We start from the raw sequence: 15281 nt of genomic DNA, 5'->3' as shown, positions 1-15281 counted from the left end.
GCAGCGTCAGATGTGTATAAGAGACAGGCTCTTGCCCATGCGTGCCGCGACTCGCTCGCCGACTCTGCGGCCGACCGCGCTGGAGCCGGTGAAAGAGACCAGGTCGATGCGCCGATCGTCGACGAATTGCTCGGCGAGCTTGTTGTCGCCGTCGTTGATGAGATGGAAGATTTCCGGAAGGCCGGCATCGGCCAGCACTTCGTTACAGATCTTCTGCACCGCTACGCCGCACAGCGCGGTTTTCGGCGATGGCTTCCAGATGCTGACGTTGCCGCAGATGGCGGCGATACANGCGTTCCAGGACCAGACCGCGACCGGGAAGTTGAACGCCGAAATGATGCCGACCACGCCCAGTGGATGCCATTGTTCGTACATCCGATGCAGCTTGCGCTCCGAGTGCATGGTCCGGCCATACATCATGCGCGACTGCCCGACCGCGAAGTCGCAGATGTCGATCATTTCCTGCACTTCACCGTCGCCTTCGGCCTTGATCTTGCCGTTCTCGAGGCTGACCAGACTGCCGAGTGCGTCCTTGTTGTCGCGCAAGGCATGACCGAGGCGGCGGATCACGTCGCCGCGGACCGGCGCCGGAACGTTCCGCCACTCGAGAAGTGCTTCCCTCGCGGCCTGAACGACGCGGTCGTACTCGGCCGGCGTAGTGGCGCGCACGCTCGCGATCACTTCGTTGGTCGTCGGATTGATCGATTCGATGAGCGTCGCGGATTCCGTGGCCGAGGATCGAGAGCCGATCCAGGTGCCCGGGTTCGTTTTCTCGAGACCGAGTCGCTGAAGTATGCCGTTCATTTGCGTGCCTTTCGTGATTGCAATCGCGGCCCGTCTCGCCGCGTGAGAGTTGATTCGGCAACGTATGCTGCCGCCGAGCGTGAAGCAGTGACCTGAGTGTTCATCGCGAATGCTGAATGCAGCATTCAGCGGCTATAGGATGGAGGAGCATTCATCGGCCAGCCACTGACGCAGCGAGAGCAGGGGCGGATAGTCCGCGCGATCGGTTGGCCAGAACAAATGATATCCGCCGGCCGTCAGCATGGGACGATCGAGGGCACACACCAGGGATGAGTTCTTCAATTGTTCCTCGAACAAGAAAGCCGGCAGCAACGCTACTCCAAGACCCGCAGCGGCGGCGGCGCCCGCGGTGTTCCACTGATCGAACAGCATTCCACGCACGCTGTCGAACGGCACCGAGTTGTAGCCGAGCCATTGTTCCCAAGCGTCGGGCCGGGACTTCAAGTGCAGCAGCGGCGCTTTACGCAGATCCATCGGTTGCCTGAAAGAATACTGCTTTTGCATTTCGGGACTACAAAAAGGAGTCACTACATCTGCACATAAAAAAATGCACTCGGTCCCTGGCCAAGTGCCCGTGCCGTAGTGTATGGCGGCGTCCAGAGACTTCGTCCGGAAATCGAACGGCGCCTGCTGAGTCACCAGATTGATCGTTACGTCCGGATGGGCTTTCATGAATTTTGGCAACCGCGGCACCAGCCAGTTGGTGCCGAAGGTGGGCAGAACCGCGAGGTTGATGGTCCCGCCCGAGGGATTCGCCCGCAGGTTCATCGAGGCGGCGCCGATGTGTTCCAGGGTCACGCGAATCTCCCGAGCGTAGGCGTGACCGGCGGCAGTGAGCCGGATGGATTGACGTTCGCGCCAGAACAGCGGCACCTCCAGTTGCTGTTCCAACAGCTTGATCTGTCGACTCACCGCACTTTGCGTCAGGTTCAACTCGGCTGCAGCGGCGGTGACGCTGCCGGTGCGCGCGGCTGCTTCGAATGCGGAGAGGGCTGCCAGCGAGGGAAGAAAACGGCGGGGTATCTTCATCCGAACTCATTCCGACTTTGAATAATGTGTTGCCGAATAGCGCGTATCTAGCGCAGACCGCGTTGCCTATTATGCGTACGTCCGGCTAGAACTCGTCAACACGTCGGAAATTCGATCGGCCGCCGGTGAAGTTCCAGTCGGCCGCGTCGAACTCTCTGCTGGCACTCGAAACACACGATCAAAATGGGCACTCCGTTTATGAGCAAGGTCAAGTACCAACCGACTCCTAAGGCACAGGCATTTCTGGAGACCGTTCGCAACGGAAAGTACAAGCGCGAAATCATCACGGGCCTCAACAAGTTCATCGACGGTACCGTGCCCGAAGACATGCGGACACTGTACACGCCGGAGCAGCTGAAGAATCTGGTGGCGCTGCGAGGCACCGAGCGCGACATCGAGGCGCGCATGCCGGTCAAGATCACGCGACACTATTTCGAACTGGCGAAGAACAGCCCGCCGCTGCAGACGTTGATCAAGGCGAGCCCGAAGGAGACCGGCGATCTGGGAGGCGCCGCGGATCCAGGTAAACAGATGAGCTACAGCCCGGTGGAAGGGCTGATCCACAAATACGAGCTTGGCCTCATCTACGTCGCATCCACCTGCTCGGCGCATTGCCGCTTCTGCTATCGCGAAGAGTTGATCGCGCAGAAGGAAGTCGAGCGACCGGACGGCACTTTTGCGCCGAAGGGACTCGCGATCATTTCCGATATCGTTGCTTATGTGAAGCAGCACAACGAAGAAGTGTCCAACAACGGCGGGCGCCATCCGCGCACGGGACGCGAGAAGCTGCGTGAAATACTCATGTCCGGCGGCGACCCCATGGTGTTGGGTAACAGGAATCTCGCGGAGTGGTGGTCGGCGCTGGCCGATGTCGGTATCGAATCGATCCGCATCGGAACCAAGGAAGCTGCGTTCTATCCCGAGCGCTTCGACGAGACTTTCTTCGAGATGCTGGACAACTTCCATGCGGCGTATCCAGGTACGCGGCTGCGCTTCATGGTGCACTTCAATCATCCGGACGAACTGCTGCTGAAGGACGAGAACGGCAACTACATCGAGGACCCGGAGGGCGGCCTGCAGTGGATTCCTGCGACCAGGCGCGCCATCACAGGTCTCGCTCAGCGCTCGTGGCTGACGGTCGACAACCAAGCGCCGATCATCGATGGCATCAACAACGATGCGGATGCCTTGCGCATCATGCAGCGAGAGATGCGCCGCAATCGCGTGGAGAACCACTACTTCTTCTGCGGTCGCGACATCATCGGGCACAAGGCCTTCAACGTGCCGATCGAAACGGTCTGGCAGCTGCTCAACGAGTCGCAGCGTGGTCTGTCGGGCGTCGAAGCGCACGCGCGCTTGTCGATTACGCACTACAAGGGCAAGACGGAAGTCGTCGCGGTGAGCAACGAGCCTCTCGCCGGCGTGCCGGGTACGGCGAACGGTTTCGTGGTGCTCAAGCTGATGCGCGGCGCCGAGGATGCCAAGGATCGCGGCAAGATCACCATCGTCGGACGCAATCCGCAGGCTATCTGGTTCAGCGACTACGACGATCGGGTGATCTACGACGAAGCCGGTCTTTACACCGAAGCGCTGCAGGCGAGGGCGGCGGTCGAGGCCGGCTCTGTGCGGTTACAGCGCCAGGCCTGATTGCGAAAGGTAGTGAGCTGTGACTTACGTTGTCGGTGAGAACTGCATCAAGTGCAAGCATACTGATTGCGTCGAAGTATGCCCGGTCAATTGTTTCTACGAAGGACCCAACACGCTGGTGATACACCCCGAGGAATGCATCGACTGCGGTCTGTGCGTTCCGGAGTGTCCGGTGGACGCGATCTTCGCCGAAGGCGATCTGCCCGAGGCTCAGGCCGCATTTCTGGAGTTGAATGCGGAGCTCGCGCAGGAGTGGCCGAACATCAGCAAACGCAAGGACCCGCTGCCCGACGCGAAGCAGTGGAACGGTGTGCCCGACAAGCTGCAGTACCTGGCGCGCTAGCGGCGCGGATCGAGAGAAGTCGTGATCGACAAACGCTTTGAGCTTGCTGCGGCGGTTGCCGACGTGCAGGACGGGGCCACGGTTCTCGTGGGTGGTTTTGGCGCTGCTGGCGGCCCGATCGAGTTGCTGCACGCATTGATCGACCAGGGCGCCAGGAATCTGACCGTGGTCAGCAACAATACGGGCAGCGGCAACGTCGGGCTTGCCGCGCTGATCAAGCATGGGCGCGTGGCGAAAGCCATTTGTTCCTTCCCTCGGACCGCCAACTCGACCGTCTTCCAGGACAAATATCGGGCCGGCGAGATCGAGCTGGAACTCGTTCCTCAGGGGACGTTGGCCGAGCGGCTGCGTGCCGGTGGCGCTGGAATCGCCGCATTCTATACTGCGACCGCTGCGGGCACCCAGCTCGCCGAAGGCAAAGAGACGCGCCGCTTCGGCGATCGCGAGTACGTGCTGGAATACGGATTGCGCGCGGACTTCGCGTTGATCAAGTGCAAACGAGCGGATCGGCTGGGCAACCTGGTTTATAACAAGACCGCTCGCAATTTCGCGCCCATCATGGCGATGGCGGCGAGGACGACGATCGTGCAGGCCGAAAGCTATGTCGAGGCCGGCGAGATCGATCCGGAAATCGTCGTGACTCCCGGAGTGTTCGTCGATCGCATCGTCGCCATCCCGAACCCCGCACAGGAGTCGGTGCTTGTCGCCGCTGGAGCGAGTTACCCATGAGCGAGATCATCAGTAAAGGCGTCGGCTGGAGCCGCCGCGAGATTGCCCGCAATATCGCGCTCGACATTCCCGATGGCTCGATCGTCAACCTGGGCATCGGCATGCCCGAACTGGTCGCGAGCTTCATTCCCTCCGATCGCGAGGTGTTGTTCCACACCGAGAACGGCCTGCTGGGCATGGGGCCACCGCCGGCGGCGGGCGCGGAAGATCCGGAACTGATCAATGCGGGCAAGCAACCGGTCACGGCGATCCCGGGCGCCTCATATTTTCATCACGCCGACAGCTTTGCGATGGTTCGCGGCGGTCATATCGATATCTGCGTGCTCGGCGCGATGCAGGTGTCGCAACGTGGCGATCTCGCCAACTGGTCGATGGGTGAGGACGATGCCGCGCCCGCGGTGGGCGGCGCCATGGACCTGGTCTCCGGCGTCAAGACCATCTTCATTGCCATGACTCATTGCGCCAGCAACGGCGCGCCGAAGATCGTCGAGAAGTGCACCTATCCCTTGACCGGCGCCGGTGTCGTCAGGCGCATCTACACCGACCTTGCCATCCTCGAGGTACGCGAAGGCGCGCTCGACGTCGTGGCAATGGCGCCAGGTGTGGACTTCGAAACATTACAGCACCATACGCAGGCGTCGCTGGTGAAGCCCCGCGTGTCGCGTACCGCCTGATCTCAAGCATTTGCCGAGTCCAAGAACATGCTCAATCCGGAAATTGCAAACAACGATTCTCCGTCGGCGGCTCTCTATGCGAGGGCGCGAGCCGTCATGCCGGGCGGCTGCAGCCGGAACACGGTGCTGCGCAAACCGCATCCGCTCTATGCGGCACGCGGTGAAGGCTGTTACCTGATCGACATCGACGGCAATCGTTACGTCGATTTCGCCAACAACATGGCTGCCTTGATTCACGGCCACGCCGCTCCGGCAATCGTGGCCGCCGTGACGGAGCAGCTGAAGCTCGGCACCGGTTACACGATGGCGACGGAAGTCGAAGTGGAGTACGCCGAGTACATGTGTGCTCGCGTGCCGTCCTTCGACAAGATTCGCTTCGTCAACTCGGGCACCGAAGCGGTGATGTGCGCTCTGAAGTCTGCGCGCGCGTTCACCGGAAGGTCCAAGATCGCCAAGGTCGAAGGCTCCTATCACGGCGTGTACGACTACGCGGAGATCAGCCAGACCTCGCAGCCCGCCAACTGGGGCAGCGCCGACCATCCCGCCAGCGTGCCCGTGACTCACGGCACCCCGAGCTCCGCCCTGAACGATGTCGTCGTCATCCCGTTCAACGACCTCGAGCGCGCCATCGCCATCCTCGATGCGCACGCTGACGAACTGGCCTGCATTCTGCTCGACCTCGTGCCGCACCGGGTCGGCATGATTCTCGCGAACCCGAAGTTCGTGGCGGGCCTGCGCGAGTGGAGCACCAGGAACAACGTGCTGCTCGTGCTCGACGAGGTCATTACGTTGCGTTGTCGCTTCGGCGGCGCGCAGGAAATATTCAAAGTGAAGCCCGACCTGACGGCAATGGGCAAGCTGATCGGCGGTGGTTTCCCCGTCGGTGCGCTGGCCGGCCGCGACGACGTCATGAGCGTGATGGATCCGTTGTCGGAGCCGGTGCGGTTCCCGCATTCGGGAACGTTCTCGGCCAACCCCATTACGATGGTCGCCGGCCTGACGGCGATGCGCGCCTTCGATCGGGCTGCGGTCGCTCGATTGAACGAGTTGGGCGATCGGGCGCGCGCGCGACTCACCGAAGCCATCCGGATCGCGGATGCTCCGGCATGCGTCACCGGCGTCGCGTCTCTTTTCCGCATTCACATGAAGCAGACGCCGCCGTTGAGTTATCGTGACACGTATGAGTCGAAAGTTGAGAAATCAATGCGCAATGTTTTCGTCGAGCACATGCTTCGAGGCGGCATGTTGCTTACCGAGACTGGCGCCGGTATGTTGTCCACGGCGATGACCGACGCCGAAATCGATGCCCTGGCCGACGTGGCCGTGGAAGGATTCAGAAAAGTAAAGTGCAAGATCGGCTAATCGCCGCGGCAGAGTCACTGCGATACGCGCTTCAGGCGCGATGGGGGATCGTCGGTTGAAAAGAACAAACATGTCCGCTCCTGAGCAGGAGCCGTTGCCGCTGGTCGTGAGCTTCACCGACGACCCTCGCGTCGTGGCAGAGGCGGCGACTGAAGACTACACGATGCATGTCGTTCCGCACTCGTGGCGGGCCAGCAAGAAATCGCTGTCGATGTCGTGGTACTCGCTGGTGAGCGGCATGTTCTATCTCGTTACGGCGGCAACGCTCGCGGCCGTGGTCGGCACGGTGGATACGCTGATAGGCATCGTGCTCGCCTGCGCCGTCTACGGGTTCCTGGGTTACGTCACGTCGAAATACGCGACCGAAACGGGATTGACCGTCGCTCTGGTCTCGCAACGCTTGTTCGGCGCGAACGGCTCCATCGTCGCTCCGCTGATCCTCGCTGCCACTGCGATGTATTACGCGGTGTTCGAAAGCAGCATGATCGCTCACGCTTTCCATGCCTACTTCGGCGTCCTCGACATTCGCATCTGGTACGCGATTGCGGTCGCGATGAACCTGCCGCTGGTCATCGGCGGCATCCGGCGCTGGATGGACAAGTACAACGCGGTGCTGCTGCCCATCTACTGGCTGGGCTTGATCCTGGTCGTGTTCCTGGCCAGGCAGAAGGTCGATACCGCCGGATGGCTGACGCACATGCCGGCCAGCACTCCCGAACTCACCGCACCCGGCTGGCTGTACGCGTTCTTCGTCTACCTCGGCGTGCTGGTGCTGATCATGTTCACGCTCGACTTCGCGCGCTTCGGCAAAGTCGAAGACGTGAAGGTCAACGGCACGAATACTTTCGGGCCGGTCTTCTACGTCTTCTGTTATCTCGCCAACGGTCTGCTCGGAATCTACATCGCGTATGCGGCCGGTCTGTCCGGGTCGGTTTCCGCGGAAACCATCGTGGAGTTCATCATCATGCTGATGGGCGGCTGGGGCCTGCTGCTGGTCTGGGTCACTCAGGCGCGAATCAATACCGCCAACTTCTACGTCGCCTCAACCAACATGGAAGATCTGTGGACGAAGTTGTTCCGTCGCAAGATCTCCCGCGTCGGATCGGTGCTCATCTGCGGCGCCATCATCTATGTTTTCATGCTCACCGACGTGTTGAGCTATCTGCTGGTCGCGCTCGCCTGGCAGGGCGCTTTCATCGCTTCCTGGGTGGCCATCCTGCTGGTGCACGTGATTTTGGACAAGGACAAGCTGACCGAGTTTCGCCCCGGTCGTCTGGCGAGTTTCAGCGCCGGTGCCTGGATCTGGATCGGCAGCTCCTTGCTCGGTGTGCTGTTCTATCAGTTTGGCGGCGTCGCGGGCGTCGAGTGGTCGACTCCGTTGACGTTCGCCGTCAGCGGAATCCTGTTCGCGGCGACCTATCGCAGTCAGCGCCGTAAGCTGCTGCTGCAGAGGGGCGGCGATCCGCGAGATGAAGTCGACAACGCCTGGGAGGCGCGCGTGAAGTGTCACGTCTGCGATCATAGTTACATCGCAGTGGAGATGGACCGTGACCCCAGTGTCGCCGGCAGTCCGGCGATCTGTGTGTCCTGTGCTTCCATCAACGGCGACTACCGCAAGGCTTGCCTCGCGGAGCACGAGCGCAACGTCGCTACTGGCGTGGCCGGCGCGCGCTTGGGCGAGGGCAGTGCGTTAGCTTGATTGATCACGATCACGAAGCTACGAGCTTCGTGATCGTTTTTTTTTGCGGCAGGGATTATCGCGGGCTGTACGCCTGGCACACGAGCTCCACCTTCAGCTCCTTCAGCGCCAGCCCCGCAACGCCGAACGAGGAGCGAGCGGGCAGGCGGCCCGACTTGAAGAAGCTCGCGTAGACCTTGTTGAACTCGCCCCAGGTCGACATGTCGGTCAGCATGGCGGCGCAGTTGAATACGTTGTCCATGCTGCTGCCGAGCGACTGCAGTTGCGCCGACATGTTTTCCAGCGCGAGACGCGTTTGTTCCTCGATACCTTCTGGAATGCTGCCATCGGGACGAATGCCGATCTGTCCTGCGAGATAAAGTACGTCGCCCACGCGCACGGCATTTGAGTACGCCGCACCGGGATCTTCCGCAGAAAAATATTCCATGGGCCCGCGTGTGCCGCCGTCTGTCGTGCAGCCGGCGGCGAAACTGAAGCCGACGCAGAGGGCGGCGGCTCGAAGACTCTTGTTCATGATCGGTTTCCAGGTTGTGTCGCGAGTTCCGCTGCTGCCAGGTCCTCGATGGCCGAGCCGACAGACTTGAATAGTGTGATCGCCTTCGGTGAGCGGCGCGGCTCGCAGGTGCCGCGCGTTAGGTCGAAGAGGTCGCCGACGACATCGGTTTTCTTGAAGTTGCCGCTGGCCAGTGCCTGCACGATTTCACCGGCTTCGACCAGGGCGCCGGCGCGAGTGTCGACATATACGTCGGACACCAGCACTGCCTCCACATCCGCTTCTCTCATTTCCGGTGTGAACGATCCGACCAGGTCCAGATGCTGTCCATCACGCAGCCACCGTCCGGCAATCAGCGGCTCGGTTGCGAGCGTCGCGCACGAAACGATGTCGGCGCTCTGCACTGCTGCCTGGAGATCTTGAACTGTCGTTACCGTATACGGTTCGTTACCGAAGCTGGCAGCCAGTTGCCGCGCGCTTTCCGGCTTGCGTCCCCAGATCAACACGCTCTTCAGCGCCCGCACAGTGGCGTGCGCACGAATCAAATGCGGCGCCAGCTTGCCGGTGCCGACCACGAGCAAAGTCGAAGCGTCCGTGCGCGACAAATACTTCGAGGCGAGTGCCGAAGCTGCTGCGGTTCGTCGCGCGGTGAGCTCGGCTCCATCCAGCATCCCCAGCACCTGACCGTTCGTTGCATTCAACAACAGGTAGGTGGCGCCGACCGAGGGCTGGTTGTTCGCGAGGTTCCCTGGGAAAACGGTGACGATCTTGATGCCCAGCACCCCGCCGACTTGCCATGCGGGCATCAGCAGCAGCGTGCCCGGAGGGTGCCCGGGGCTCTGTATCTGGTGCTGCGTCCGGTCGGGTACTTCGACTTCACCGCGAAACGCATTTTCCAGTGCGTCGATGAGCCGATCGTAAGGTAGCGATCGCGCGACCGCTGCTGCGTTGAGCATCTTCATTCTGGATATCTGCGTCATGGGTGCCGGGAAAGCCGGGCCGAGTGTAGCGAAATATTTCCGCGCCGAAGTCATTCCGATTTTGAATCACCTGTTGCTGTAATGGCGATTTTCATCGTTTGAGCCAGGCGTAACACTCCAGCTCGTCGGCACCAGAAAAATTCTTAATCAGAGTACGAGTGTTCGCCCTTGCAGAATGATCCTCGGACACACGGCCTTTGGGAGGCATCCGCACCGCCGGCGCCCTCGACCACGATGTTGGACGGGGATACCGCGGCGGACGCGATCGTCATCGGCGCAGGATTCACAGGTCTTTCGACCGCGTTGCATCTTGCGGAGGATGGCGCACGAGCAGTGGTGCTCGAGGCGCGTGAGATCGGCTTCGGCGGCTCGGGTCGCAACGTCGGTCTGGTGAATGCCGGCATGTGGGTCAAACCCTCTGAGGTTTGCGACGGCCTGGGTGAGAAACTCGGCGGACGGCTGCTCGATCAGCTGAGCGGCGCGCCCGCGCTGGTCTTTCAGCTCGTCGAACAGTACGGCATGGATTGCCAGGCCGTTCACAGCGGAACTCTGCACTGTGCCGTGGGCGCGAGCGGTCTGAAGGACATCATCGAGCGCGAGCGGCAATGGAAAGCTCTGGGCGCGCCGGTGGAATTGCTCGACGAGAAGAGTGCACGAGAAACGATCGGATCGTCCGCGTATAGAGGCGCGCTTCTCGATCGCAGAGCCGGAACGATTCAACCGCTTGCATATGTGCGCGGGCTGGCGCGAGCCGCGATTTCGCGTGGCGCCACGATTCATACATCGAGCCCAGTCGTCTCCGCGGAGCGCGGCGCAGGCAACTGGCGGATCAGAACCAAGCATGGCTGCGTCACCGCGCCGTGGGTGGTCGTAGCCACCAACGCGTATTCGCAAGACCCGTGGAAAGCTCTGCAAGACGAGCTGGTTCGATTGCCGTACTTCAACATGGCGACCCGGCGGCTCAGCGATTCGTTGCTGGCCTCCATCCTCCCGGAGCGACACGGCATCTGGGACACCCGCTCGGTGCTGTCATCGCTGCGCCTCGACGCCGAAGGACGCTTGATCTTCGGGAGCGTGGGTGCCCTGCGTGGCACGGGGACCTCCATACATCGCAGTTGGGCGCGCCGTGCGCTGGTCAGATTGTTTCCTCAACTGCGTGATGTCGAGTTCGAGCACGAGTGGTACGGCTGGATCGGGATGACTGGCAATTCGTTGCCCAGATTTCATCGTCTCGATCAAAACGTAGTTTCCATGAGTGGCTACAACGGGCGGGGGATTGCGCCCGGTACTTCGTTCGGCCGCAATCTGGCGCATCTGGTTGCGGGGCGTATTGCGGCCGATGAACTGGCGCTGCCGATGACCGACTTGAGCAACCCGAGTTTCCGGGCGGCAAAAGAATCGTTCTACGAACTGGGTGCGCAGCTCGCGCATGTGACGAGCGACCGGTTCTGAGGGCAGATGCAGAATGACGGCATAGGCGGGAAGTAGGGACGGTTCCTGGTTTTGTGCTTGGGGACGTAACCTAAATCAGGGGGAGTTAGAATGCCTTATAACAACGTGTTCGAGTCCAACCGGTTGACTGTCACACCAGACAGCTGGCCCGGGTTCAAGGCGCCGACCATTGGCGCAACGGCTTTGCTGGCCGCCATGGCGCTAATGGCGCCGCAGTTCAGCTACGCGCAGGATGCCGCTGATCAGTCAACGCCGAGCTCATCGCTAGAGCAGATCGTCGTGACCGGATCTCGCATCGGTCGCGTCGATGGTTTCGAGGCGCCGACGCCGGTGACGGTCATGGGCGAGGCCGAGCTGCGCTCGTTCGCATCGCCCAACATCGCCGACTCGATCAACTCGATGCCGGTGTTCGCCGGCAGCATGACGCCGGGCTCCTCCGTCGCGAACGTCAGCGGCGGTCATGCGGGCATGAACGTGCTCAATCTCAGAAGCCTGGGCAGAAGCCGCACGCTGGTGCTGCTGGACGGTCAGCGCATCGTCGCTTCCAATATCGACGGCTCGGTCGACGTCAACAATATTCCGCAGGACCTGGTGTCCCGAGTCGAAGTCGTGACCGGCGGCGCCTCCGCGGTGTATGGCTCCGACGCTGTGGGCGGCGTGGTGAACTTCATTCTCGACACGACCTTCACGGGCCTGAAGGGCCGCGTGACCGGCGGTATGACCGGCAAGCGCGACAACGAGAACGTGTCTGCCTCGTTGACCGGCGGCACCAGCTTCGCGAGCGGCCGTGGCCACATCGTCGCCAACGTGTCCGGCCGCGATTCCAAGGCCGTCCGGGTCAATCGTCGTGACTGGAACCTGGAAGGTTGGCAGTTCATGTACAACCCGAACTACACCCCGACCAACGGCCAGCCGGAGCGCCTGATGCTCAATCAGGTTTCGACCAGCGACGGTATCCGCGGCGGCATCATCACCAACACGCCGCTGCGAGGCACTGCGTTCGGACCGGGCGGAGCGCCGTATCAATTCAGATATGGCGATCTGGTCAGCGACCCCGATATGCGAGGCGGCGACTGGTACAAGACCCAGGTGCGCGGCACGGAGGACGGCCTGTCGCTGGCACCGGACATCACTGACGTGAGCGTTTTCGCGCACGCCACTTATCAGCTGACCGACAACATCGAAGTGTTCGCCCAGGCCAGCCACGGCCGCAGCGAGACCTACAACTACGGTTACACGCTGGAGTGCAATTCGTGTCTCACGATCTCAGCGGACAACCCATTCATTCCCGCCAGCGTGCAGACGCAGATGCAGACCCTCGGGCTGACAGAGTTCGAAATGGGCACGCAGCATCAGGACCTGGGCAGCGCCTCCACCGACGCCGAGCGTGCAGTCAGCCGCTATGTCGTGGGCGCGAAGGGTGATTTCGAGCTGTTCGGCACCGACTGGAACTGGGACGTGTCCTATCAGAAAGGTATCGCGAAGCTGGACGTCGTCGCCGACAATTCCATGCTGATGGCGAATTTCAATCGGGCGGTCGATGCAGTCCGACATCCGGTGACCGGCGAAATCGTCTGTCGCTCGAGCATTGCCGATCCGGGCAACGGCTGCGTGGCGTACAACCCGATGGGTATCGGCGTGAACTCGCAGGCTACGCTGGATTACATCCGAGGCGCGGGCCTGCGTCAGTACAAGAACGAAGAGATCAAGCAGGATGCGGCGTCGGCCACCATCGCCGGCGAGCCGTTCTCCATCTGGGCGGGCCCGGTTTCGATCGCCGCGGGGCTGGCGTATCGCAAGGATACTTCGGGCGGCTCGAACGATCCGATCTCCGATACTCGCGGCTGGTACACCGGCGGTTACGGCACGACGCGCGCCAGCATCGATGTGACCGAAGGCTTCATCGAGACTGTCGTGCCGCTCGCGCGAAATGTCTCCTGGGCCGACCAGCTCGAGTTCAACGGCGCGGTACGCCTGGCCGATTACAGCACCTCCGGGAGCCTCACCACCTGGAAAGCTGGCCTGGTTTATAAGCCGGTCGATGCGTTGACATTCCGTGCCACGCGCTCCCGGGATGCGCGCGCACCGAATATCGCCGAGCTGTACAGCATCGGCGGTGGTGGCCTTTCCTCCGCGACCAATCCGTTCACCGGTCTGCCTCTGATCCTGATTCCCGCACCGAGAACCGGCAATCCCAACCTGACGCCGGAACTGGCCGATGGCCTGGGCTTGGGCCTGGTCCTGCAGCCGAGCTTCCTGCCCGGTTTCAGCCTGTCCGTCGACTACTGGTCGGTGAAGCTGAAGGATTCCATCGCCACCCTGGTGCTTCAGGAAATCCTCGACCGCTGCTATCAGGGTAGCCAGCAGTACTGCACGGCCATCACCTTCGCACCAGGCAGCCTGGACATCACCGAAGTCGCGCGCTCGCCCTTCAACTACGTCGTGGAAAGAGCCCGAGGCATCGACTTCGAAGCGTCGTATCGCACGTCGCTTGGAGCGGGCAACCTCTCGACGCGTCTGCTGGTCGCACGGTACATCGAAAGGTCGACCGATGATGGCATCACGCCGAGGAATCTCGTCGGTCAGGGCACGGGCAGCGATCCGCAGCGCTTGCGCTGGAACTTCAAGGTGTCCTACGCCCTGGATCCGGTGAGCGTGGGATTCACGGCTCGCGGCGTGAGCAGCAGTGTCTACGACAACAGGTTCATCGAGTGCACCATGGCGTGTCCTCCGTCCACTTCCGCGCACCGGACGGTGAGCACGAACAAGATCAACGGACAGATCGTATTCGACACCTCGCTCGGTTACGACCTCGACGCAGGCGGCGCCAAGATGAATCTGTTCCTGGATGTGAGAAACATTCTGGACGAGGATCCGCCGGTGGTCGCCAACGGTCCGGGCGCAGACGGGTACTTCTACTCCCCCGCGAACTACGCCTTGCACGACTACATGGGCCGCGTCTTCCAGGCGGGCGTTCGTATCGACTTCTAAAGCTCGATAGGAGCGCATAGGTACAGGCACGCGAACGGCGGGGTGGCGGTGAATGCAACCGCGACCCCGCCTCGATCGCGCGTGCCGCTGCGATCTTTCCTTCATCCACCACTGAAGAAGGTCCGGCTACCGCGCCGGCCATTCGATTCAGGCGACTTCATTTCGAGGACCCGCACGATGAGCACCATGAAACATTTCTTCGCAAGTGCGAGCTTGTGTTGTTTGCTCGCCGTCGCTGCGACCGCCAATGCACAGCAGAACGAGAATGCGCGCGCGGCCAGAGACAAGCAGGCCTGCGCCAGAAATGTTTATAACTGCAAGGACACGCCCAACCCGCTGCCGGCCTTCGACTCCGTCTGGATCGAGGAGCTGACCTGGATGGAGGTTCGCGACGCCATGGCCGCCGGCACGAAGACCGTCATCATCCCCACCGGCGGGGTGGAGCCGAACGGGCCCTGGGTGGCGCTCGGCAAACATACTTACGTGTTGCGAGCGACGTGCGACGCCATCGCACGCAAGTTGGGAAACGCGCTGTGCGCGCCCATCATCAAGTTCGCTCCGGAAGGGGACATCGAAGCGAGAACCGGTCACATGGGCTCGCTCGGCACCATCAGCGTGGAGCTGAGCACCTACGAGGCGCTGGTGACCGACATCGCTCGCAGCATGAAGTCGCATGGTTTCGAGAACATCGTGCTGATCAGCGACAACGGTGGCAGCAACGCCGCCGGAATGAAGGCCGTGGCCGAGAAGCTCAATAAAGCCTGGGGCACGCACAGCGTGCTGTACGTTCCGGAGTACTACCAGAGCTGGCGCGGCGCCGAGGAAATGCTGGTCCGGGAAGGCGTGCACAAGGCAGGCGTCAGCGACGGGGTTCATGACGATCCCACCGTGGGCTTGATCATGATGCTCTCCGATCCGGACATGCTGCGCTGGAGCCAGCGAGTGAAGGCCGACAAGGCGAGCATCGACGGAGTTTCGCTCGCCGACAAGGGATGGGCTCTGCGCTGGGGGCAGAAGCTCACCGACTACCGCGCGAAAGTGACCGCCGAGGCTGTCTCTTATACACATCTGACGCTGC

The 15281-nt window shown here is 61.7% G+C and carries 12 protein-coding genes and 1 pseudogene; 9 read left to right on the top strand and 4 right to left on the bottom strand.

Annotation, left to right across the window (positions count from 1 at the left end; translation table 11 throughout):
- Positions 1–24: 24 nt before the first annotated feature.
- Positions 25–804: pseudogene (locus tag D0550_RS29215) on the bottom strand (aldehyde dehydrogenase family protein); the annotation flags it as partial.
- A 132-nt stretch (positions 805–936) separates the two neighbouring features.
- Positions 937–1833, bottom strand: a complete 897-nt coding sequence (locus tag D0550_RS29210) for a LysR family transcriptional regulator (protein ID WP_116812724.1) — start codon at positions 1831–1833, stop codon at positions 937–939.
- Positions 1834–2031: 198 nt separating this feature from the next.
- Between D0550_RS29210 and D0550_RS29205 the strand changes: the two genes are divergently transcribed.
- The 6 genes from D0550_RS29205 to D0550_RS29180 all read left to right on the top strand — a co-directional run bounded on the left by D0550_RS29205 (position 2032) and on the right by D0550_RS29180 (position 8287).
- Positions 2032–3480: a KamA family radical SAM protein gene (locus D0550_RS29205; RefSeq protein ID WP_116812723.1), complete on the top strand. Its 1449-nt coding sequence runs from the start codon at positions 2032–2034 to the stop codon at positions 3478–3480.
- A gap of 19 nt (positions 3481–3499) precedes the next feature.
- Positions 3500–3823: a ferredoxin FdxA gene (gene fdxA, locus D0550_RS29200; RefSeq protein ID WP_116812722.1), complete on the top strand. Its 324-nt coding sequence runs from the start codon at positions 3500–3502 to the stop codon at positions 3821–3823.
- A gap of 21 nt (positions 3824–3844) precedes the next feature.
- A complete protein-coding gene (locus tag D0550_RS29195; RefSeq protein WP_116812721.1) occupies positions 3845–4552 on the top strand; it encodes a 3-oxoacid CoA-transferase subunit A in 708 nt (235 codons plus the stop codon).
- On the top strand, positions 4549–5226 hold the full coding sequence (locus tag D0550_RS29190; protein WP_116812720.1) for a 3-oxoacid CoA-transferase subunit B: 678 nt from the start codon (positions 4549–4551) through the stop codon (positions 5224–5226). The genes D0550_RS29195 and D0550_RS29190 overlap by 4 nt, the downstream gene beginning before the upstream one ends.
- 27 nt (positions 5227–5253) lie before the next feature.
- Positions 5254–6588 (top strand): aspartate aminotransferase family protein, encoded by a 1335-nt coding sequence (locus D0550_RS29185; protein ID WP_116812719.1) that lies wholly within the window; start codon positions 5254–5256, stop codon positions 6586–6588.
- Between the two features lie 70 nt (positions 6589–6658).
- Positions 6659–8287: a purine-cytosine permease family protein gene (locus D0550_RS29180; protein ID WP_116812718.1), complete on the top strand. Its 1629-nt coding sequence runs from the start codon at positions 6659–6661 to the stop codon at positions 8285–8287.
- Positions 8288–8342: 55 nt separating this feature from the next.
- On the opposite strand, the gene D0550_RS29175 is transcribed toward D0550_RS29180, so the two are convergent.
- Together D0550_RS29175 and lhpI are read right to left on the bottom strand one after the other, a co-directional pair.
- Positions 8343–8801 carry a RidA family protein gene (locus D0550_RS29175; RefSeq protein ID WP_206606605.1) on the bottom strand — a complete coding sequence of 153 codons (459 nt, stop codon included), beginning with the start codon at positions 8799–8801 and terminating at the stop codon, positions 8343–8345.
- Positions 8798–9742 carry a bifunctional Delta(1)-pyrroline-2-carboxylate/Delta(1)-piperideine-2-carboxylate reductase gene (gene lhpI / locus D0550_RS29170; protein ID WP_116812726.1) on the bottom strand — a complete coding sequence of 315 codons (945 nt, stop codon included), beginning with the start codon at positions 9740–9742 and terminating at the stop codon, positions 8798–8800. Before lhpI ends, D0550_RS29175 begins: the two co-directional genes overlap by 4 nt.
- A 186-nt stretch (positions 9743–9928) precedes the next feature.
- On the opposite strand from lhpI, the gene D0550_RS29165 reads away from it, so the two are divergent.
- The 3 genes from D0550_RS29165 to D0550_RS29155 all read left to right on the top strand — a co-directional run.
- Positions 9929–11212 carry an NAD(P)/FAD-dependent oxidoreductase gene (locus D0550_RS29165; protein WP_116812717.1) on the top strand — a complete coding sequence of 428 codons (1284 nt, stop codon included), beginning with the start codon at positions 9929–9931 and terminating at the stop codon, positions 11210–11212.
- 90 nt (positions 11213–11302) lie between these two features.
- Positions 11303–14203 carry a TonB-dependent receptor plug domain-containing protein gene (locus D0550_RS29160; RefSeq protein WP_116812716.1) on the top strand — a complete coding sequence of 967 codons (2901 nt, stop codon included), beginning with the start codon at positions 11303–11305 and terminating at the stop codon, positions 14201–14203.
- A 177-nt stretch (positions 14204–14380) separates the two neighbouring features.
- On the top strand, positions 14381–15281 hold a 901-nt coding region (locus D0550_RS29155; protein ID WP_116812715.1), incomplete at its 3' end, for a creatininase family protein.

The sequence above is a fragment of the Steroidobacter cummioxidans genome, assembly GCF_003104955.1.
This window is presented reverse-complemented; position numbering and strand designations above follow the sequence as displayed.

Coding starts and splice junctions, on each gene's coding strand:
- D0550_RS29210 (WP_116812724.1), bottom strand. CDS start 1,833: ATGAAGATACCCCGCCGTTTTCTTCCCTCGCTGGCAGCCCTCTCCGCA.
- D0550_RS29205 (WP_116812723.1), top strand. CDS start 2,032: ATGAGCAAGGTCAAGTACCAACCGACTCCTAAGGCACAGGCATTTCTG.
- D0550_RS29190 (WP_116812720.1), top strand. CDS start 4,549: ATGAGCGAGATCATCAGTAAAGGCGTCGGCTGGAGCCGCCGCGAGATT.
- D0550_RS29185 (WP_116812719.1), top strand. CDS start 5,254: ATGCTCAATCCGGAAATTGCAAACAACGATTCTCCGTCGGCGGCTCTC.
- D0550_RS29180 (WP_116812718.1), top strand. CDS start 6,659: ATGTCCGCTCCTGAGCAGGAGCCGTTGCCGCTGGTCGTGAGCTTCACC.
- D0550_RS29175 (WP_206606605.1), bottom strand. CDS start 8,801: ATGAACAAGAGTCTTCGAGCCGCCGCCCTCTGCGTCGGCTTCAGTTTC.
- lhpI (WP_116812726.1), bottom strand. CDS start 9,742: ATGAAGATGCTCAACGCAGCAGCGGTCGCGCGATCGCTACCTTACGAT.
- D0550_RS29160 (WP_116812716.1), top strand. CDS start 11,303: ATGCCTTATAACAACGTGTTCGAGTCCAACCGGTTGACTGTCACACCA.